General features: G+C 32.2%; 21 protein-coding genes and 2 tRNA genes. 20 read left to right on the top strand and 3 right to left on the bottom strand.

The features are described 5' to 3' along the window. Window position 1 precedes the first annotated feature (1 nt). From IJ258_RS11030 to IJ258_RS11045, 4 genes are all read left to right on the top strand, one after another. Window positions 2–1,276 (top strand): tRNA (N(6)-L-threonylcarbamoyladenosine(37)-C(2))-methylthiotransferase, encoded by a 1,275-nt coding sequence (locus IJ258_RS11030; RefSeq protein WP_292806853.1) that lies wholly within the window; start codon window positions 2–4, stop codon window positions 1,274–1,276. A gap of 205 nt (window positions 1,277–1,481) precedes the next feature. Continuing rightward, complete coding sequence (locus IJ258_RS11035; protein ID WP_042691314.1) at window positions 1,482–1,682, top strand: histone family protein; 201 nt, start codon at window positions 1,482–1,484, stop codon at window positions 1,680–1,682. A gap of 169 nt (window positions 1,683–1,851) precedes the next feature. Then, window positions 1,852–1,923: transfer RNA gene (locus tag IJ258_RS11040), tRNA-Val, on the top strand. Window positions 1,924–1,926: 3 nt separating this feature from the next. After that, window positions 1,927–1,999: transfer RNA gene (locus tag IJ258_RS11045), tRNA-Phe, on the top strand. Between the two features lie 92 nt (window positions 2,000–2,091). Here IJ258_RS11045 and deoC read toward each other — a convergent pair. Then, window positions 2,092–2,823, bottom strand: coding sequence for a deoxyribose-phosphate aldolase (gene deoC, locus IJ258_RS11050; RefSeq protein WP_292806855.1), 732 nt, complete (start codon window positions 2,821–2,823; stop codon window positions 2,092–2,094). A gap of 54 nt (window positions 2,824–2,877) precedes the next feature. Next, window positions 2,878–4,542: a tRNA uridine(34) 5-carboxymethylaminomethyl modification radical SAM/GNAT enzyme Elp3 gene (locus IJ258_RS11055; RefSeq protein ID WP_292806895.1), complete on the bottom strand. Its 1,665-nt coding sequence runs from the start codon at window positions 4,540–4,542 to the stop codon at window positions 2,878–2,880. A gap of 97 nt (window positions 4,543–4,639) precedes the next feature. Here IJ258_RS11055 and IJ258_RS11060 point away from each other — a divergent pair, with 97 nt between their 5' ends. Together IJ258_RS11060 and IJ258_RS11065 are read left to right on the top strand one after the other, a co-directional pair. Beyond that, window positions 4,640–4,921, top strand: coding sequence for a PRC-barrel domain-containing protein (locus tag IJ258_RS11060; RefSeq protein WP_292806857.1), 282 nt, complete (start codon window positions 4,640–4,642; stop codon window positions 4,919–4,921). Window positions 4,922–4,933: 12 nt separating this feature from the next. Next, the gene (locus IJ258_RS11065) at window positions 4,934–5,239 is read left to right on the top strand and encodes a DUF2098 domain-containing protein (RefSeq protein ID WP_292806859.1); all 306 of its coding nucleotides are present in this window, start codon (window positions 4,934–4,936) and stop codon (window positions 5,237–5,239) included. Between the two features lie 11 nt (window positions 5,240–5,250). Here IJ258_RS11065 and IJ258_RS11070 read toward each other — a convergent pair whose 3' ends face one another. Next, window positions 5,251–7,329, bottom strand: a complete 2,079-nt coding sequence (locus IJ258_RS11070; protein WP_292806861.1) for a DEAD/DEAH box helicase — start codon at window positions 7,327–7,329, stop codon at window positions 5,251–5,253. Window positions 7,330–7,454: 125 nt separating this feature from the next. Between IJ258_RS11070 and IJ258_RS11075 the strand changes: the two genes are divergently transcribed. The 14 genes from IJ258_RS11075 to IJ258_RS11140 all read left to right on the top strand — a co-directional run. After that, a complete protein-coding gene (locus IJ258_RS11075) occupies window positions 7,455–7,724 on the top strand; it encodes a thioredoxin family protein (RefSeq protein WP_292806863.1) in 270 nt (89 codons plus the stop codon). Between the two features lie 24 nt (window positions 7,725–7,748). Beyond that, window positions 7,749–8,825, top strand: coding sequence for a cobalt-precorrin-5B (C(1))-methyltransferase CbiD (cbiD, locus tag IJ258_RS11080; RefSeq protein ID WP_292806865.1), 1,077 nt, complete (start codon window positions 7,749–7,751; stop codon window positions 8,823–8,825). 30 nt (window positions 8,826–8,855) lie between these two features. Beyond that, window positions 8,856–9,941, top strand: a complete 1,086-nt coding sequence (locus IJ258_RS11085) for a glycosyltransferase family 4 protein (protein ID WP_292806867.1) — start codon at window positions 8,856–8,858, stop codon at window positions 9,939–9,941. Next, window positions 9,938–10,804 (top strand): shikimate kinase, encoded by an 867-nt coding sequence (locus IJ258_RS11090; protein WP_292806869.1) that lies wholly within the window; start codon window positions 9,938–9,940, stop codon window positions 10,802–10,804. The genes IJ258_RS11085 and IJ258_RS11090 overlap by 4 nt, the downstream gene beginning before the upstream one ends. Next, complete coding sequence (locus tag IJ258_RS11095; protein ID WP_292806871.1) at window positions 10,801–12,009, top strand: succinylglutamate desuccinylase/aspartoacylase family protein; 1,209 nt, start codon at window positions 10,801–10,803, stop codon at window positions 12,007–12,009. The genes IJ258_RS11090 and IJ258_RS11095 overlap by 4 nt, the downstream gene beginning before the upstream one ends. Window positions 12,010–12,100: 91 nt before the next feature. Further along, the gene (locus tag IJ258_RS11100; RefSeq protein ID WP_292806873.1) at window positions 12,101–13,213 is read left to right on the top strand and encodes a succinylglutamate desuccinylase/aspartoacylase family protein; all 1,113 of its coding nucleotides are present in this window, start codon (window positions 12,101–12,103) and stop codon (window positions 13,211–13,213) included. A 65-nt stretch (window positions 13,214–13,278) separates the two neighbouring features. Beyond that, window positions 13,279–13,620 (top strand): chorismate mutase, encoded by a 342-nt coding sequence (locus tag IJ258_RS11105; protein WP_292806875.1) that lies wholly within the window; start codon window positions 13,279–13,281, stop codon window positions 13,618–13,620. Then, the gene (locus tag IJ258_RS11110; protein WP_292806877.1) at window positions 13,607–13,804 is read left to right on the top strand and encodes a 30S ribosomal protein S17e; all 198 of its coding nucleotides are present in this window, start codon (window positions 13,607–13,609) and stop codon (window positions 13,802–13,804) included. Before IJ258_RS11105 ends, IJ258_RS11110 begins: the two co-directional genes overlap by 14 nt. 187 nt (window positions 13,805–13,991) lie before the next feature. Continuing rightward, the gene (locus IJ258_RS11115; RefSeq protein WP_292806879.1) at window positions 13,992–15,212 is read left to right on the top strand and encodes an aspartate kinase; all 1,221 of its coding nucleotides are present in this window, start codon (window positions 13,992–13,994) and stop codon (window positions 15,210–15,212) included. Beyond that, complete coding sequence (dapA, locus tag IJ258_RS11120) at window positions 15,209–16,102, top strand: 4-hydroxy-tetrahydrodipicolinate synthase (RefSeq protein ID WP_292806881.1); 894 nt, start codon at window positions 15,209–15,211, stop codon at window positions 16,100–16,102. Before IJ258_RS11115 ends, dapA begins: the two co-directional genes overlap by 4 nt. Window positions 16,103–16,114: 12 nt before the next feature. Beyond that, window positions 16,115–16,936, top strand: coding sequence for a 4-hydroxy-tetrahydrodipicolinate reductase (gene dapB / locus IJ258_RS11125; protein WP_292806883.1), 822 nt, complete (start codon window positions 16,115–16,117; stop codon window positions 16,934–16,936). Window positions 16,937–16,945: 9 nt separating this feature from the next. Then, entirely contained in the window at window positions 16,946–17,995 is a 1,050-nt protein-coding gene (gene asd / locus IJ258_RS11130; RefSeq protein ID WP_292806885.1) for an aspartate-semialdehyde dehydrogenase, read from the top strand. Between the two features lie 230 nt (window positions 17,996–18,225). Next, window positions 18,226–19,383 carry a hypothetical protein gene (locus IJ258_RS11135; RefSeq protein ID WP_292806887.1) on the top strand — a complete coding sequence of 386 codons (1,158 nt, stop codon included), beginning with the start codon at window positions 18,226–18,228 and terminating at the stop codon, window positions 19,381–19,383. Window positions 19,384–19,740: 357 nt separating this feature from the next. Further along, a partial coding sequence (locus IJ258_RS11140; protein WP_292806889.1) for a TCP-1/cpn60 chaperonin family protein occupies window positions 19,741–20,510 on the top strand: 770 nt, incomplete at its 3' end.

A 20,510-nucleotide genomic window follows, 5' to 3' on the forward strand; every position in this document is an offset into this window, starting at 1 on the left:
AATGAAAGTTTTTATAGAATCTTACGGTTGTACTTTTAATCAGGCTGACGGACAAATCATTGCAGGAAATCTGCAGGAAAATGATATTGATATTGTTGACAGTATTGAGGAAGCAGATGTTGTTATTGTGAATACATGTTATGTTAAGTTGCCTACTGAAGATAAGATGACCTATAGGATTCAGAAACTTCAAAAGGAACATCCTGATAAGAAAATCATTGTTGGCGGATGTATGGTTGAAATTGATCCTGAAAAATTGGATAAGATTGGTCCGAACATTTCTTGGATTGGTCCGCATCAATTAAACAAATCTGCTGATGTCGTTAATTCCACTTATTGTGGAGATATTGTTCGTGAAACAGGTTTTTCTAAAGAATCTAAAGTTAATGTTCCAAAAGTGATGGATGATAGTTTAATTCATATCATTCAAATTTGTGAAGGTTGTCTTGGAGCATGTACATTTTGCTGTACTCGTTTTGCTCGTGGACCTTTAAACAGTTATCCAATTGCCGATATTGTTGCTGAAGCGCAAAGAGCTATTGATAATGGGGCATGTGAGATACAGTTAACTGCTCAGGATACTGCAGCATTTGGTCGGGATAGTGGTGAAAAACTATCTGATTTAATTAAAGAAGTGGCTAATTTAAAAGGAGATTTTAAAGTTCGTGTTGGAATGATGCATCCTAAAAATATTTTAAATGATGTTGGAGAAATAATCGATGCGATGAAACATCCGAAGGTATATGATTTTATACATTTGCCGGTGCAAAGTGGAAGTGATAAGGTACTCTCTGAAATGAGAAGAGGTCATAATATCTCCCAATATAAGGATATTGTCTCAAAATTCAAAAATGAAATTCCGGGCATTGCACTTGCAGTCGACATTATTGTAGGTTATCCGACAGAAAGTGACGATGATTTTGATGAAACTGTAAAATTGCTTGAAGAAATCAAACCAAGTCTGATACATTTGTCAAAATACCAACATAGGAAAGGAGCAATTTCATCATCACTTGAAGAGATTCCTCGTGATGTAATGAAGAAAAGATCAAAATTTTTATCTCAAATCAAATCACAGATAACTGAAGATGAAAACAAGGAATTAATTGATTCTATCCAAAATGTGCTTGTTGTAGAAAAAGGTTCAAAAGGTGGATTTATAGCTAAAACAAATTCATATATTCCAGTGATTGTTGATGATGCTCAATTAGGAACTTTTGTTGATGTAAAAATCACTGAAGCCACCTCAACTTATCTTAAAAGCGAATTATTGTAGGAAAAATTTTTAATTTTTCTAAGTATTCTTATTTTTATTTTAAGGTTAATTTTTAACCTTTAAATTTTTATAATATCTATATTTTTTTTCAATATTCAAAAGTATATTCTAATAGTTCATATGGTATAATATGAGCGATTAATATTGAGTTTTACCGATACCTTTATATACTATTGGGTACTATCTTTTAATTGGAGGTGTAATTATGAGTGAATTACCAATCGCACCAGTCGGTCGTATCTTAAAAAATGCTGGCGCACAAAGAATTAGTGATGATGCAAAAATTGCATTAGCTGAAGCATTAGAAGAAAAAGGTGACGAAATCGCACAAAAAGCTGTAAATTTCGCACGCCACGCTGGTAGAAAAACTGTAAAAGCTGAAGATATCAAATTAGCAATCAAATAGATTTGTTAGTTGTTTATTTTCAAAAAAAGCTTTATATAATAAAATCTATTGGCCATTTTCTTGGTCAATTTTTTTTATTTTATTCAAATTTATTTTTTTTCACTTCTTGTTCTATCACAACTGAGAAAACTTTATATATTAGTTTAACCTAACTATATTATGTTGTATAGGACCGGTGGTCTAGGGGTATGATTCCTCTTTGACGTGGAGGAGATCACGAGTTCGAATCTCGTTCGGTCCATATGCCATGGTAGTTCAGATGGGAGAACGCCAGACTGAAGATCTGGATGTCGCTGGTTCAAGTCCGGCCCATGGCATTCTATTTTACTAATTTTGTTTTATTTTAGCAATTATTTTAAAATCAGTTTTTTTTTAAAAAATTAATTTTGGTGATGGGTTTTTTTTTAATTCAGTCCTTTTTGGTTAGTGTTATTGGTTTGGGTTTTACTTGAGTGTTTTCTCTTAAATCCTTGTATCTTTTGACGATTTCATAACCTTTGTTACTGCCAATTAAATCAGCTCCTCCGGTTAATATTTGATTTGCAAATTTATACTCGTCAATTCCGCCGTAAATTTCGATTTTTATTTTTGGAGCATATTTTTGTATAAGATTGATGTCATTCACATTTTCAAAGATATGATTAGGTGAAACAAATCCAGTTGAATTTTTTATGAAATCTGCTCCAGATTTTTCAGCCGCTTTAGCAGCATTAGCTTTTTCATAGTCTTCAAGTGCTTTACTTTCAATAACTACTTTTAATATCTTATCTCCCATAATCTCTTTAATTTGTGAAATCTCATTTTCGATTAGGTCATATTTTTCATCTTTAAGATGACTTAAATTTATAACCATTTCTATTTCATCTACACCTTTTTTAAGCAGTTCCTGGGTTTCTGCAATTTTACTTTCGGTGTCTTCAAAACCTAATGGAAATCCTACAACACTTCCAACTTTAATGTCACTGTCTGCTAATACTTCTTTTGCTAACGGTACATATGTTGGTGAAATAACTACTGAATTAAAGTTTAATTCCTTTGCTTTTTCGAGAAATTCCTTCATTTCACTTTCAGTAATCATATTGTTCAAATTAGTGTAGTTAATTAAACTTGCTAATTGTTTTGAATTTTTTATATTATACATAATAACACTCTCTCAATTAGTTAGTATATATACGAACATATTATTTAAATATTTTCATAATAATGTTTTCATCATATAAGGACCAATCTTTTCATAACCAAATTTACGATAGTAATTTCGAGATCCGATTCCACTGATGATTGCCATTTGATCTTTTCCATTTTCAATAGCAATATTTTCAGCTTCTTTAAGTAATCTCTCACCAAATCCGGTATGTTGGCCAATTTTAGGATTTTTACCACCTATTTTAATCATATTTCCATAAACGTGTAATTCACGAACAAGTGCGGTGGTGTCGGTGATTTCTTTTCGGAAATGATTTTTTGAAGGTAAACGTAATCTTAAAAATCCTGCTATACTTTCTTCATTAACATCTTCAATTGATAGGAAAAATTCATCCCCTTCACATGCTTTATAGCTTTCTCTAAATAGTTCAAAATCATCTAAATTATATTCTCTAGATGTTTTTTTATGGCCTATTTCACGGCAACGTATGCATTGGCAATTGATGTGTTCTTTTTCTAAATTATTGTAAACAAGTTCTCCAAGGTTGGATTTCTTAACGCCGGCTTCAATAAGGGTTGATGGAATATCTCTTTGAATTCTCATAGTCCTTACCCATTTTGGCAGGATAGCTTTAACTTTTGTAATTAACTCAATGGCTTCCTCATCATTATATGGTTCATATTTTCTTTCTTTCCATAAATCATATAATTCGCTTCCCTTGGTAACAAGACATGGGTAAATCTTAAGCATGTCTGGTTTGAAATTGTCGTCACTAAACAATTGCTTAAACATTTTCAAGTCCTGCTTTTGATTTGAAAATAATCCTGGCATCATGTGCATGGCCACTTTGACTGCAGAATCTCTTAAAAGCTGATTTGCTTCGATAACGTCTGCAATACTATGTCCACGTTTGATTTTTTGGTATAATTCATCAGATAATGTTTGAACACCTAATTCAACTCTTGTTACTCCAAAATCAAGCATTCGATTAATATGTTCTTTTTTACAGTAATCGGGGCGTGTCTCAAATGTCATTCCAACACATCTTACTTTGGAGTTTTCATTAACTCTTTGAGCTTCGTCAATTAAAACATAATCATTTGGAGGATATGTCTTTAAAATTCCATTTTCAAATGTTCTAATTTCATTGTAATCAAGGTTATATTCATAATTTGTAGGTTTATTTTCCATTATCAAACCAAAATCACACATTGCTTTTAAGCATTGTGATACGAACCATTCCTGATAGCATAAATCTCTTGAAGGAAATGTTCCGCCCATTATTATCAATTCAACTTTATCAATTGGATGTCCAATTTTTTTCAATTGTTTTAAGCGATTAAAACATTGGACATATGGATGATATTCATACATTCTTCCTCTAAGCGCTGCAGGCTCTTCACCAGTATAACTTGGTGGTGCAATATCGCTTTCAGGACAATAAAAACATCTTCCATGAGGACATTTATGTGGATGGCACATTACAGCAACGATTGCTACTCCTGACATTGTTCTTGTTGGCTTTTTCTTTAAAATTCCTGAAACAATCTCTTTTTCTTCAGGCTTAGCAAATTCCAAAATATCTGCATTGCTCATGAATTTGGACAGTTTTAAATCACGACACAATTGTCTTTTTTCAACTTCCAATTCTTTTCTAGTTGTGATTTTACCATCAAGGATATCTTCAATAATAATTCGACATGCTTTTTCCATTTTTTTAATCCTCATAATTTAATGGTTAAATTTATATAATGGTTTTATTTAAATATTTAATGATTTATATATTATAATATAAATGAAAGGTGATATTATGAAAATTAAAGAATTCATAGGATCTACTGTTTTAGATAAAAATGCAAATGTAGTTGGTAAAGTTGAAAATGTTGATTTTAACACTGAAACTGGTAAAATTGAAACTATCAATTTAACTTTACAAAAAAATATCTTCTCAAAAGATGAACTTGAAATCTCCTTTGACGATATTGCTACCATTGGTGCATATGTTATTTTAAACAAAGAAATCGAAAAAGAAGAAGAAGTTGAAGAAGCTGATGAAGCTGAAACTGTCGAAGTTGAAATCGAAGACGAATAAATAGGTTTTAAAATGGTTTTTGATGCAAGAGGATTAGAAATTACTCTTGATTCTCATGTCAGATATGTGGATACTGGAACAATGGGTAAAGTCATTGACTTAAAAACACAGGATGGCATAGAATGGGTACAACTTGATAAAACCGAATTATGGTATCGTTCTAATTTAGTTGAATTGCTTGATGAAAAAGACATTAAAAAATCCACATATTATGATAAAGAGGATGATGGAGAAATTGATGTCGAAGCAATGAAAGAAAAAGCAAATGCATTAGAAGACATGCAAATGGATTCTAGTGTAGCTGAAGGTGGAGGTTAAATCCCACCTTTTTAATTATTTGCAAACAATTTTATTTTTTCAGCTAATTTAGGACCAATACCTTCTATTTTTTGCAATTCACTTTCAGAAACACCACTTAAATCAGTACCGAATATATTGACCAGATTTCTGGCTCTTTTTCTTCCAAGTCTTTTAACACCCACAACTAATGGGATAATATCTTCCTTAACACCATAATATAATCTTGCAGATAATATGTCGAATTCTTTTAGAGTGGAGTAATTTCCCAGAACTTCTGAAGTATCTTTTGCAAATTTAACAAGGCGTGAAGCTTCATAAGCGGACCTTCTGGTGGATGCAGAGTAAACATTGTATTTGTTTTCAATTTCATATTCGTTGCGTTCATCCACCCATTCCATTAAAGATACAGCAGTCGCTTCAGGGTTTCCAATATCTACTGCAAATAATCCTGCTTCAGATAGTTTATCACGAACAGGGTCTTTGGATTTTCTTCCTTTAAATGAGATTAATGGAACATCAGGAGTTTCACATAGTGCATAAATGAATTCATTAACATTAATTTCATTAATATTTGAAATGTATTCTTTGATTTTTACTGCTGTTTCAACAGAATAATTGGATTTGGCTATTAAATTACCAAAATCTGTAGTTTTTAACCCTTCTGGTGTTGCTCTTATTATTCCATTTTGAAGTAAGAATTCCAAAGCACTTTCAAGTTCAAATTTGATACTGTCTGCAGCAAACAATGCCATTGAGGGATTGTTGTTCATTTGATACCCATAAAGGGTTTTTCCAAAAAAGTCTGTTAATTCATCAAGATTTTTGGAAAGTGAGGAGGCAATTTGAGCAATAATCTGTTTAAATATCGCATCTTTATTATCAACAAGTTTGGAATTTGTCTGTTCAATTTCACCTTCAACATAAAATTCTTGTAGGTTTAAAGCTTCATCCATAGTCTTTGCAATTAGATATGAATATCCAACATCGTCATATTGTGGCCTTCCAGCTCTTCCGGACATCTGTTCATAATCAAAAACCGGAATGGGCTGAGGGCCATTGCCTGTCCAACGGGTATGATCTCTAATCACAACAGTTTTTGAAGGTAAATTAACTCCATACATTAAACTTGGAGTCGCAGTAATCATTAAAATGTTCCCGTTTCTAAATTCATCTTCGATAATTTCTTTTTGTTCATTAAAAAGACCTGCATGGTGAAATGCAATTCCATGTTCAAGACTTTCGGCTAATTTAAGACATGTACTTGTTGGAAGAGACCCTTTCTTTTTTGGCACATCAAGGATTTTTTCGGATACTTCCTTGAATTGTTCTCTTTGCTTAACATTGATTTTCTTGTCGATTTTTTTGGCAACGTATGTTGCAAGGCTTTCAGTAAACCTTCTGGTTGAAACAAATGACAGTGCCTGTGAACCGTCTTTGATTGATTTTTCAAGTACTTTGACGATTACATCATTTTTGTTTTTTGTATTGAACATTTCAGCATCCAATACTTCCTTGTGCAAAGGTACCGGACGGTAGTCGTGTTCAATGCAGGTTCCCTCAAGCCAACCTTCAATTTCTTCAATATTTTTTAAAGTCGCTGACAATGCAATTATTCTCATTGAGGGATTGATGATTTTGGCTCTGGTAATCGCAGCTTCAAGAGTTGGTCCTCTTGTAAACTCTCCAATCATATGAAATTCATCAATGATTAGTGTGTCCACATCTCTTAAAGTATTCCATGAAAATCTTGTCAGAGCATCAAATGATTCAAAAACCATGACTGATAAATCAGAACTTGCAGGATGCTTTCCCACGTTTATTCCATGATCCTCAAATGCTTTGAATTCTTTTACTTTTTCGTTCTGAATTGATAGAAGTGGTGCAGCATAAACTGCTTTTCCACCATCTAGGATGGTTTTTAATGCAGGTAAAACTCCAAGCACTGTTTTACCGCTCGCTGTTGGAATACATATTATATAATTTGATTTGTCGTCAAGATAACCTGACTCAAGCACTGCTTTTTGAGCCGGATTAAATTCTTTAATGTAGGGATAGGCACTATTGATTATTGTTTTAATATCTTCTCTTAAATTTTCCATTTTAATCATTTAATTTTTATTTTTTTAATATATAATAAATATTATTAGAGAGCGTTTGAAAAGTATTTGGGTAACAGTTATATATGACTAATTATAAAATATCTACAAATTAACTTATAAAGGAGACATAAATTATGGCAATCAAAGTAGAAGTATTTTCAACTAGTACCTGTCCGCACTGTCCTGCAGCAATTGATGCTGCTGAAAAAGCAAAAGATAAATTAGGCGATGCTATTGATGTAGAATCAATTAAAATTGATGATATGGAAAATCCTGACAACAGAAAAAGAGCAATGGATTATCAAATTATGGCAGTTCCTACTGTTGTAATTGATGGTGAAGTAACCTTTGTTGGTGCTCCTTCTGAACAAGAACTTATAGACGCACTTGAATCTAAATTATAGATTCTTTCTTTTTTTATTTTTAAAATGACTAATGATAATTATACTGGCGTTACTACAGGAACTGTAGCTACTGCCTGCTCTTTAGCTGCAATTGATGCAATTTTAGATTCGGATGATATTGCATGCGTTAAAGTTGAAACCCCAAAAAAGACTTTGGACATCATTATAGATGAATGTAAAAAAATATCATCAACTAAAGCATATGCTGTAGCTCATAAAAATCCTTATAATGATCCTGATGTTACAGTGGATTTGGCAATAATATCTACCGTCGAGTTATTGGATAAAAATGATGGTGAAAAAGACATTATTATTACTGGCGGCGATGGTGTGGGTAAAATTACAAAACCTGGCCTTCAAATTCCTGTTGGGGATTATGCAATCAATCCCGGACCTCGCAGTATGATTGTTAAAAACCTAAAGGATAAGGTGCCTGAAGGAAAAATCATTAAAGTAACTATTTCTATTCCCGAGGGTAAAAAAATAGCTAAAAAAACTATGAATCCTAAACTAGGTATTGTTGGTGGAATCTCAGTTCTTGGAACAACTGGTATTGCACGATCAATGTCTAGTGATGCTTATAAAAACTCAATTGTCACACAACTCGATGTTGCTTTGGCTTCGAACATTGAAAATTTGGTTTTTGTTCCTGGAAATATTGGTGAAAAGCTTGCTTTAAATCAGTTGGATATCACTAAAGAGCAAATCGTTCAAACAGGCAATTATGTTGGTTTCATGTTTGAAGAAGCTGAAAAAAGAGGAATTACAAAATTCACATTCTTTGGACATATGGGTAAATTAATCAAGGTTGCTGGTGGAATTTTCAATACAAAACATGCTGTTGCCGACGGTAGGCGAGAGATAATGGTGGCCCATGCTGGACTTTGTGGGGCCAGTCAAAATGACCTTAAAAGATTATTCGATTCAAAGACAACCGATGATATGATGGACATATTGAATGAGCTTAACATTTCTGTTGAGGTTTCAAACAGTATTGCTGATGCCATTAAAGACCGCTGCAAACAGCGTTTTGATTTGGATTTAAATGTTATTTTAGTTGATATGGAAGGTACTTATTTAAACAATAATTTCATTATATAATATTATATTGAAATTTGGAGTTTTATTTTTATGAAAATAGCTATGGTTGGTCAGTTTCCTCCGCATGTTGGTGGCGTGGGAGTTCATATCCATACATTATCTAAGAAATTGGTTGAAGAAGGCCATGAAGTGTATGTGATAACTTATCCACACAATGAAATCAAGGACATCGATGGAATACATGTCATTGGAACCAAAGGGTTGAATATTCCTGGTGTTCGAGGATTAATGTTTAAAAAGAATGCTAAAAAGGCTTTGGAAAAACTTTTAGAAAATGAGGACATCGATATTATTCATGGACATTATCTTTTCCCTGCTGGAGCTGCGGCAGTTGAAGTTGGAAAGGAACATGATATTAAAACTTATGTTACTGCTCATGGATCTGACATGTTTGAATTGTATAAATCCCAACCATTAATAAGACCAACAATCAAATCTGTATTGAAAGATGCAGATGGTGTATTTGCTGTTAGTAACGCTTTAAAGCATGAAATTGTTGCAACAGGTGTTGTTGGTATTGCAGATAAAACTAAAATTTCATGGAATTCTGTTGATGTTAATAAATTCTCATCTAAAAATGACGATTCATTTAAAAAGGAATTCCATCTTGAAGATAAACCAATAGTTCTTTTTGTAGGTAATCTAATTAAAAGAAAAAATGTTGATTCTCTTCTTGAAGCTAAAAAAATTGCCAACAGTGATTATTACTTGGTAGTTGTCGGTGATGGTCCGTTATATAATAAGCTCACTAAAAAAGTCGAAGATGAAAATATTCGTGATGTAATTTTCACTGGTTCTAGAGATGATGTAGAAAACATTATTCCAAGTTGTGATGCTTTAGTTTTGCCTTCGTTTTCAGAAAGTTTTGGCTTAGTATTAATTGAGGCATTGGCTTGTGGAAAGCCTGTTATTGGCAGTGATGTTGGAGGAATTACTGAAATAATCACTGATGATGTGGGTCTGCTTATTAACCCTAAAAAAGTGTCAACAATTGCTAAAGCTATTGATAAACTTGTAAATGATGAAGAATTAAGATTAATTTTATCTATGAATGCCAGAAATAGGGCATTTGATTTCTCAGAAGTTGATATTCCTTATGAGGAGGTTAAATCATGAAAAAAACAGTAAGATCACCAGGTTCGGCAACAATAATTAATGCAATAGCAACAGGATGCGGTTCAGCATTTGGGATAGGATTGGACATTAGATGTGAAGCTAAAACAATTTCAAAAGGCATTGAATGTGCAAATGATGTTGGAGCAGATACTACATTAATGGATTTATGTGTTGGGAAAGTTTTTGACTTTTATAATATTAATAAAGATGATTTTGGAATAAGCTTAAAAACAAAATCTGATCTTCCAATGGCATCTGGGCTTTCAAGCAGTAGCGCTTCATCAAATGCAATCGTTAAAGTCACATCTGAAATAATTGCTGATGAATTCGATTTAAGTCCTTTGACTGATTTGCAGACAATCAATCTGGCTATTGATGCATCTCTTGAAGCAGGAGTTACAATTACTGGTTCTTTTGATGATGCGACAGCTTCTTATTTTGGAGGAGTTGTTGTTACTGATAATAAAAACAGAAAATTCATCATTAAAGAAGAAATGGAAGAACGTGATATTTTAATTTACATGCCCAATTTTCATTCTAAATCCGGAGAATCTGATGTTGAACGTATGAAAGTCATGTCTCCATTGGTGGAAGTGGCATATGAGTTTGCATGTAAAAAAGATTATTTCAGGGCAGTTAATTTAAATGGATTAATTTATTCCTCAGCATTAGGTTTTAATAATTCAATTGCTGTGGATGCATTGCAATCAGGGGCTTTGGCATCAGGATTGTCTGGAACAGGCTCTGCTTTTTTTGCTATTGTTGATGAAAATTCAATTAATCATGTTCATGAATCTTGGATGAAATATGAAGGTCAAGTTATAAAAACAAAAATTGATAATAATGGATGTTGTTTGTTATGAAAAAAATATATCTTATTTTTCTGCTTTTAGCGGTAGTAATGGGTATTTCTGCAGTTTCAGCAGCTGAAAATATGTCCATTTCCGATAATGTATTGGAAATTGATGACATAAGTCAGGTATCTACAATCGAGCAGTCTGATAATGTTTCACAACTGCCGACTGCTGATTCTAATCAGAATGATTTGTTAAAAGCAAATGAAAGTACTGCGAGTTCTAGTCAAAAGACACAACAGGTTCCATCAAAAGTCACTACAAAAAATATCAAAAGTACTTATGGAACCAAGGCGAAATATACCTTAAAATTATTTGATAAGTCCGGTAATGTCATTGTTGGAAAGCAAGTAACCTTTAAAATCGGCAAAAAAGTTTATAAAGTAAACACTGATTCTGAGGGTGTTGCTTCATTAAATTTAAATTATGCTGCTGGAAAATACACAATCATATACTCCGTTGGGGATTTAACTGGAAAAAACAATTATACAGTTTCAAATAAGATTACAATGACTATCTTAAAATGGGGTAATAAGGGAGATGTTTCTAAAATTAAGTTAATCAAAAAGAACATGCCTAATAATGAATGGGTTAAAAAAGCTGTTGCAGCTACTAAAAAAGGTAATCCTCTCTTAAAATTTGTTGGGGGCAAAGGCAAAGTTATTTTCATGACTGCGGGAGTTCATGGAAATGAATTGTCATCTCAGGTTGCAGCAATGAAATTAATTAACTATTTAAGTAAAAACCCTATAAAAGGCACTGTTTACATCATTCCATTTGTTAATATTAAAGCCATATCTCACAAAGTAAGACATACTGGTACCGATTACAATAGGGTGGCTCATAAATCCGGAACAATATCAAACAAAATAGTTAAGCTTGTTGTAAAGTATAAATGTGATGCATATGGGGATTTCCATACCACACAACCAGGGGGTGTTCCTGGAAAAAATATCGTGATGGGATCTAAAACTCCTGCTACAAAATGTTCTGCGATGACAAAGTATATTGCAAAGCATGCTAAAGTCAATAAAAGAATTTATAAGTATGCAGGTGAACAATATCCTGGAGCATTAGCAGATAATGTTAATAAAAAAGGTATTCCTGGCGTTATATGTGAAGTAATGCTTCCGCATAATACTGTTACAGCAAAAACTGTTACAACTTCATTAAAAATGATGAAATCTTTGTTGAAATTCAATTCAGTAATATGAGGTGATTATTATTAAGAAAAGAATAATTTTCATCTTTTTATTTTTATTTTTAATTATTTCCACTGTTCATGCAACGGAGGACAATTCTACATTGGGAAATATTAATCAGTCTGTTTTAAATGTGCCTGAAGATTTCCAATCAGATTTAATTGATGAAGATCATTCATTAAAATCAGACTCTACTTCTCAATCTATCTCAAATTCTAGTGAAGTTGCAGAAATTAAAAATTCAGTTGTCAAATTTAGTTCAAAAGATGTTGTATCAACCTATGGTAAAAAAGCAACATTTTCAGTTAAGGTTGTTGATGAGAATAACAATCCATTGAAAAATAAACTGGTTGTTTTTAATGTAAATAAGAAGACCTACAACATTTATTCAGATTCCAACGGTATTGCAAAACTTCAGCTTAAATTGGATGCAGGAAAATATCCTGTCACTTATTCTTGTGATGGTTTCACATCTAAAAATACGGTGACATTTAAAAATGCATATAAAATAGTCGTATATAAATGGAAATCTGGAGCCAATGTAAAAAAGAATAAGAAAATTAAAGCAAACATTCCAAACTCTGTGCTGGTTAAAAAAATTGTCAAAGCAGCTAAAAAGGGAACTCCGATGATAAAATTCAAAGGTGGAAAAGGTAAAGTAGTATTTATAACTGCGGGAGTTCATGGTAATGAGCTTTCATCTCAGATTGCTGCAATGAAATTAATAAAGTATCTTGAAGACCATCCGATAAAGGGAACTGTTTATATTATGCCATTTATCAATCCTAAAGGAACTGCAAAAAATGTAAGGGATTACAATGGAGTTCATTTAAATCAAAAGGCTAATGTTAAGGGTACAATTTCTTATAAAACTGTTAAATTAATTAAAAAATTCAAATGTGATGCTTACGGTGATTTTCATTGTACAAAACCTGGTGGAAAACCGGGTAAAGATATAGCTATGGGTACATATAAACCGACAGCTAAAAGTGCCACTATGGCTAAATTCATTGCAAAAACCAGTAAAGTTAAGTATTTAATATATAATAAGGCGGGCTCAGAATACCCTGGTGCTTTGGAGGATGTCGTTAGCTTGAATCATATTCCTGCGGTGACATGTGAGGTGATTACTCCTCATGGCAAAATTGCAAAGGGGTCTGTTGGAAAGTCATTGTCAATGATGAAGTCATTATTGAAATTTAATGCATTAATTTAAAAATAAGCATATAGTTTATATACTATGATTTTAATAAATTATATTATTATCAATTTGGTGATTTTTTGAAAAGTAATGATGAAATAATATCTTTTGAAAATAGAGAAGATGCTGAAATACTTCTCAAAAAGTCTAGAAAACGTATTGATGAAATTGATAATGCGTTATTTGATTTGATTTCTCAAAGAACATCTCTTGCGGAAGGTATAGTGCTTTCTAAGATGTATCTTGATATACCTATTTATGATAAAAGTAGGGAAGATGCAATTCATAAAAAGATTGAGGGATTAGCTGTTGAGAATGATCTTGATGTTGATATTGTTAATCAAATCGTTGATATGCTAACTATTTTAAGTAAAAACGAGCAAGAAAAAATTTTAAGGAGGAATGTTAATGGGCAATATTAGAACTTCATTTGTTAAACGTTTAGCAAAAGAATTAATTGAAACTCACAATGGTGTTTTCACTACTGATTTTGAAGAAAACAAAAAATTAGTACAAGAATACTCAACTGTAAGTACTAAACATTTAAGAAATAAAATTGCAGGATATGTTACAAGGCTTGTAAGGTTAGAACAAACCCAAGACTAAGCTTTTTTCATATTTTTTACTCTTTTTTTTATTAACTCTTTTTTTGATTTTGAATTTTTTAGTTATTTTTATCGACGTTTTAATTAAAGTTTATTAATATGGTTTAATAAAAATAGATATGTATATTTTGTTTAATTAATTTATTAACAAAATTCCAATTAATATTTTTAAGAAATAGGTGAACTTAATGGATTTGGTAGTAGTAAAATTTGGTGGAACATCGGTGGGTGATGGTTCTAGAATTAAAAAAGCGGCACAATCTGTCGTGAATGAATATATGAAAGGTAATCAGGTAGTAGTTGTTGTTTCTGCAGTTAATAAGACTACTGATGATCTCATTGGATTATCTGATGAGGCTATTGGCGGAAGTTTAACTGATAAGCAGAAGGCAGGAATCATGGCTATGGGAGAATTAACTAGTGCAAGATTATTTTCAGCAACTATAGAATCATTAGGTGTAAAATCAGAATTTATTGATCCTTATAGTGAGTTATGGCCTATTAAAACAGATTCAAATTATTTAGAAGCAAAAATAGATTTCAATATAACTGATAAAAGAACAGAAAAGATTATGCAACTTGTTAATCAAGGTATAATTCCAGTTATCTGTGGATTTTTAGGACAAGGTCCGAATGGTGAAATCACTACTCTTGGAAGAGGAGGAAGTGATGTTACTGCATTTTTGATTGGACATTGTTTAGATGCAAATGAGGTAATAATTGTTACTGATGTCGATGGTGTAATGTCTACTGATCCAAATAAAATTGAAGAAGCGGAACTATTAAATGAGATTTCCGTTGAAGAAATGAGAGATTTAGCAACTCATGGAGCACAAGTCCTACACCCACATGCATTAAGATATAAAGATCCATTAATAACTGCAAAAATTATAAATTTCAATCATGGGGACTTATCTGCAAAAGGTACACGTATTGTTGGTCCTTATGAAGGTGATATGATGAAATGTGTAACCAAGTACAAGAACCCTATTTCACTTATAGCAATAGTTGGCGATGCAATGGTTAAAACTACTGGATTAATAGCTAGTTTGACTGGAAGTCTCGCTGATTCAGACATAAATATTTTTGGTATTTCAGCAGGTCAAAACTCAATAACTACATTTGTTGATAAAGCAGATTCTAATCAAGCTTATCACTTGTTACATAAAGTAGTTCTTAAAACTGATGCTTTAAGCTCTTTATCTTTGGGAAGAGATACTGCAATGATTACATTTGTAAGTCCTGATATAATTGATACTCCTGGAATTATTTCAGATATTACAGAACCACTTAGAAAAAATGAAATCAATATAGTCGAAATTATATCATCACAAACAGCTATTGTATTGTTTGTTAACTGGGAAGATGGTGATAAAGCACGAGAATTAATTAATGAGGTTTTAGAATGAAATTTGAAGGAACTTATGTTGCAATGGTAACTCCATTCACACAAGATAGGGAAATTGATGAAGAGGGATTTAGATCAAATATTAATTATTTAATTGAAAAAGGAGTGGCAGGTTTAGTAGGTGCGGGCACAACCGGTGAATCTGCAACCGTTAGTCACGAAGAACATCAAAGAATCATTGATATTTTAGTTGATGAAGTTGATGGTAGAGTTGAAACTGTTGCAGGAACCGGAAGTAACGCAACTTCAGAAGCTCTTTCTTTAACTCAATACGCTTATGATGCTGGGGCAGACTCCGCATTATTAATTACTCCATACTATAATAAACCTCAACAGCATGGTATGGTTGAACATTATAGAACTATAGCTGAAGCAGTGGATTTGCCACTGATTGCTTATAATGTTCCATCACGTACCGGAATTAATATGGATGTTGACACTATTGTTGAATTAGCTAAAATTGATGGTGTTGACGCAGTAAAAGAAGCTAGTGGAAGTGTGGATAAAGTATCTGACATTTACAGGGCACTTACTCATGAAGGTCTTGAAGATGACTTCAATATTCTTTCTGGTGAAGATTCATTAACTTTACCTCTTATGGCAGTAGGTGCAACCGGTGTGATTTCTGCATCAGCTAATATTGATGCAAGAAGAATGGTTTTAATGGTGGACAGCATTTTGAATGATGATTATACCCGAGCAATGGAACTTCATTATGAGATGCTTGAATTAATCAGAGCGTTATTCATTGAAAGTAATCCTGTACCAGTGAAAACTGCAATGAACATTATGGGACTTCCATCCGGACCGTTAAGACAACCTTTAGCTGAAATGAAAGAAGAAAATGTTGAAATACTTAAAAAAGCATTGAAAGATTCAGATTTAATTTAAGTTGGTAATAATATGATTAAAGTAGCAGTAACTGGAGCTGCAGGAAGAATGGGCTCCGGAATTATTAGAAAAATCACAGAACAAGATGATATGGAAGTTGTTGCAGCTATTGAAATGCCAAATACTCCTCTTGCAGGTAAAGATGCAGGTATTCAGGCTGGTATTGATGAACTTGGTGTTGCAATCACAGGTTCTGAAAATTTAGAAGAAACTCTTAAAGAATCAAAACCTGATGTATTGGTCGATTTTACAATTGCACCTGCTGCAGTTGAAACAATTAAAACAGCAACTTCATGCGGTGTTGGGGTAGTTGTTGGAACTACTGGATTTAGCGAAGAACAAATGGAATCAAACATTAAAAATGTTAAAGAAAATAATGTTCCTGCTGTAATTTCTTCAAACATGGCAATTGGAGTAAATGTATTTTTCAATACTTTAAAAAAGTTAGCTCCATTATTATATGATTTTGACATTGAAATTATTGAAGCACATCACAATCAGAAAAAAGATGCTCCATCAGGAACTGCTATGACTGCTTTTGAAGTAATAGCTAAAGAATTGGATCGTGACCCTGAAGAAGTTGGCGTTTATGGAAGACAAGGTTTAGTTGGAAAAAGAACTGCTGAAGAAATAGGTGTTCATGCGATACGTGGTGGAGATATTGTCGGAGACCATACTGTGATGTTTGTAGGTGATGGTGAAAGAATTGAGCTCAAACACCAAGCACACACAAGAGAAGTATTTATAGCTGGTGTAATCAGAGCTATCAGATACATCCCAAATGCTGAAAAAGGAATTGTTAGTAGCATGAATGATGTTTTAGGATTAGAATAGGTGTTTAATATGGTTAATGTGGGAGTATTAGGCGCAACCGGAATGGTTGGTCAAAGATTTATTCAACTGCTCGAAAATCATCCTGATTTTGAAGTTACAGCATTGGCGGCTTCTTCAAGATCAGCTGGTAAAAGATATGAGGATGCTACAACATGGTATATGGATAATGAGATGCCAGAATCTGTTAGGGATATTGAAGTTATAGAAACTAATCCTGATGCAATGGATAACGATGTGGATATTGTATTTTCATCACTTCCTGCTGATTTTGCTCTTAAAGTTGAAAAAGAGTTTGCAAAAGATTATGTTGTTGCAAGTAATGCAAGTGCACACAGAATGAAGAAAAATATTCCGTTAGTCATTCCAGAAGTCAATCCTGAATGTTTAGATATGATTGATGCCCAACAGAAGGAAAATGATTGGGATGGATTCATTGTAACCAATCCAAATTGTTCAACTATTGCATTGGCATTAACATTAAAACCAATTGTTGATAATTTTAATGTCAAATCTGTTAGAGTCTCAACTATGCAGGCTGTGTCTGGTGCAGGTTATAATGGTGTTCCTTCAATGGCTATTATTGATAATCTCGTTCCTTATATTGGTGGGGAAGAGGAAAAAATGGAAAGTGAATCACTTTATTTACTCGGTTCATATGATGGAACTGATGTTGTTAATGCCGATTTCAAATTAAGTGCATCATGTCATAGGGTACCTGTTATTGATGGTCATACTGAAGCAGTATTTATTGAATTGGCTGATGAGTTTGACATTGCTGATGTTAGTGATAAAATGGCAAACTTCAAAGGTTTACCACAAGAACTTAATTTATTCTCAGCTCCTGAAAATCCAGTTATTGTCAAAGAGGAATCTGATAGGCCACAACCAAGAATGGATAGAAATGCAAGTAATGGTATGGCTGTAACTGTTGGTAGGCTTAGAAAAGATGTTGCATTTGATAATAGTTTTAAATATGTTTTAGTTGGACATAATACTATTCGTGGTGCTGCTGGAGCATCAATATTAAATGCTGAATTAATTAATGATAAAATACTCTAATTTTATCAATTTATTTTTTCTATTTTTTTTAATTTTTTTTAATTTTACTATCTGTTTTCTATATGTTTTTGATTTTATTTTTTAGTTAGTTTAAGGGTTTAATTTAAATAGTATAAAATTAATATTTTATATCAAGGAATTATATTGTACAATATATCGGAGTTTTCAAATTCATAAAAAATTAATAATTTGAAATCGATATTGGGATAAAATTTTAACTAAGGGATAGAATGGAAATAGGAATTGATGCTGAAAAAGATACGCTACAATCTTTAATTCGGTCTTGCCTATTAGAGCTCAATCAATTAAAATATGAATTAACTGAGCTTGAAGTGGAACGGGCAAATGATAACACTCCACAAAGGATAAAAGAACTCGAACAAGATATTGTAGATAAGGAAAAAGAAGTTTCTGTTATTAAATTTAAAGCTGAGGATGAAATTAACCTTTTAAAAAAACAGATGGAAGAAAAAGATATTCTGATTAAAAATCAGGAGGATAGAATTTATGAACTTGATTATGTTAACAATTCTCTTGATGAAATTAAAGAATATTTTGCTGAACAACTTAGGGATTATAAAAAACAGGAATTGTCTGATGTTAATAATAGGTTAAATGAATCTTATAAAACAATTGCTGAAAAAGAAGCAGATATATCTAATCTTTCAAGACAAATTGATGAATATAAAATTAAGGTAATCAAATTAGAAAATAATGTTGAATCACAAACTCAGATTTTAGAACTTGAAAAGGAAATTGAGTTAAAAAATAATGAGATTAGAATTAAAGAAAGTGAAATTAATCAAATTAAAAATGAATTAGATATTTTAAAACAGCAAACAATTCCTAAAGATCAATATATTTCTCTTCAAACTCAATTCGAATCTGAAATTAATGCTATGAATAGTGAAATTACTACATTAAAAGAAGATACTATTCCTAAACAAGATTATGCTGATTTACAATCTCGTTTTGATTCTGAAATTAAAAGTTTAGATAATCAGATTGTTGATTTACAACAAAGTACAGTTCCTAAACAGGATTACATTACTCTTAAAACTAGGTTTGATACAGAACTTGATGCAAGAGACAGTGAAATCCAATATTTAAAAGAAAGATCTATTCCTAAAGAAGATTATGTAAATCTTCAAAATCAATTACAAAATGAAATTAATGCTCGTGAAAGTGAACTTCGTTTTATTAAGGAACAGACTGTTTCACGTGAAGATTATTTAAGACTTCAAAATGAGCTTCAAAGGAAAGAGGATAAAATTAAACGCTTAGAGGAGATTAATGCTTTCTTCAATGAACTGCAAGAAGAACAGGAAGCTTATGAAACTCAGGAAACTACTCCTCCATTCAGATTGGAGAAAAAACAAGGTAGATAATTCTACCTAATTATTTTTTTATTTTTTGTAGTGTTTCATCTACATGCATTTTTCTAGATTATATTTTTTTTCACTGTATATTTCATTTAATTTATTTGTGATGCAATAATTTTATACTTGTATTGGAAATATGTTAAAATTATGATTTGATATTGTAATATTTTCGCTATTGATTTTCTTGAAGTTTTTTAATTTTTCTTTTTCTTACTTTTATTTACTTTATACCATAAAGTATTTATATAACCTTAAACTCATGTATTAAGTAGAAAGGTTTAGTCAACACTATAAACTTATTTTCTCATTGTTGATTATTAAACTGATCTAGTTATTTATAAAATATAAAAAAGGTGATTATTAATGGCACAAGGACAACCAATTTTTATTTTACCTGAAGGTACTAACAGGTCTGTCGGTAGAGATGCACAAAGAAATAACATTTTAGCTGGTAAAGTATTAGCTGAAACTGTAAGAACCACATTAGGTCCAAAAGGAATGGACAAAATGTTAGTTGACGGACTTGGTGACATTGTTGTAACCAACGATGGTGTAACAATCTTAAAAGAAATGGATATTGAACATCCTGCAGCAAAAATGCTTGTAGAAGTAGCAAAAACCCAAGAAGACGAAGTCGGTGACGGAACTACTACTGCAGTTATCATTGCTGGAGAATTATTAAAAAAATCCGAAAATTTACTTGACTCTGACATTCACCCAACTATCATAGCTATGGGATACAGAAAAGCAGCAGAAAAAGCACAAGAAATCTTAGATGAAATTGCAATCGATGATGTGGACTCTGAAACCTTAATGAAAGTAGCTATGACTGCTATGACTGGAAAAGGAACTGAAGCAGCACGTGAACCATTAGCAAAATTAATCGTAGATGCTGTAGAAGCAGTAGAAGAAGACGGCGTAGTTGACACAGACAACATCAAAATCGAGAAAAAGGATGGAGCTGTTGTTGAAGAATCCAACTTAGTTGAAGGTGTAATTGTAGACAAAGAAAGAGTACACCCAGGTATGCCATCTGAAATCAAAGATGCAAAAATCGCATTAGTCAACGCACCATTAGAAGTAAAAGAAACCGAAATGGATGCAGAAATCACAATTACTGACCCTGCTCAAAT

Source organism: Methanobrevibacter sp., assembly GCF_017468685.1.
In the GTDB taxonomy this organism is placed as follows: Archaea; Methanobacteriota; Methanobacteria; order Methanobacteriales; family Methanobacteriaceae; genus Methanocatella.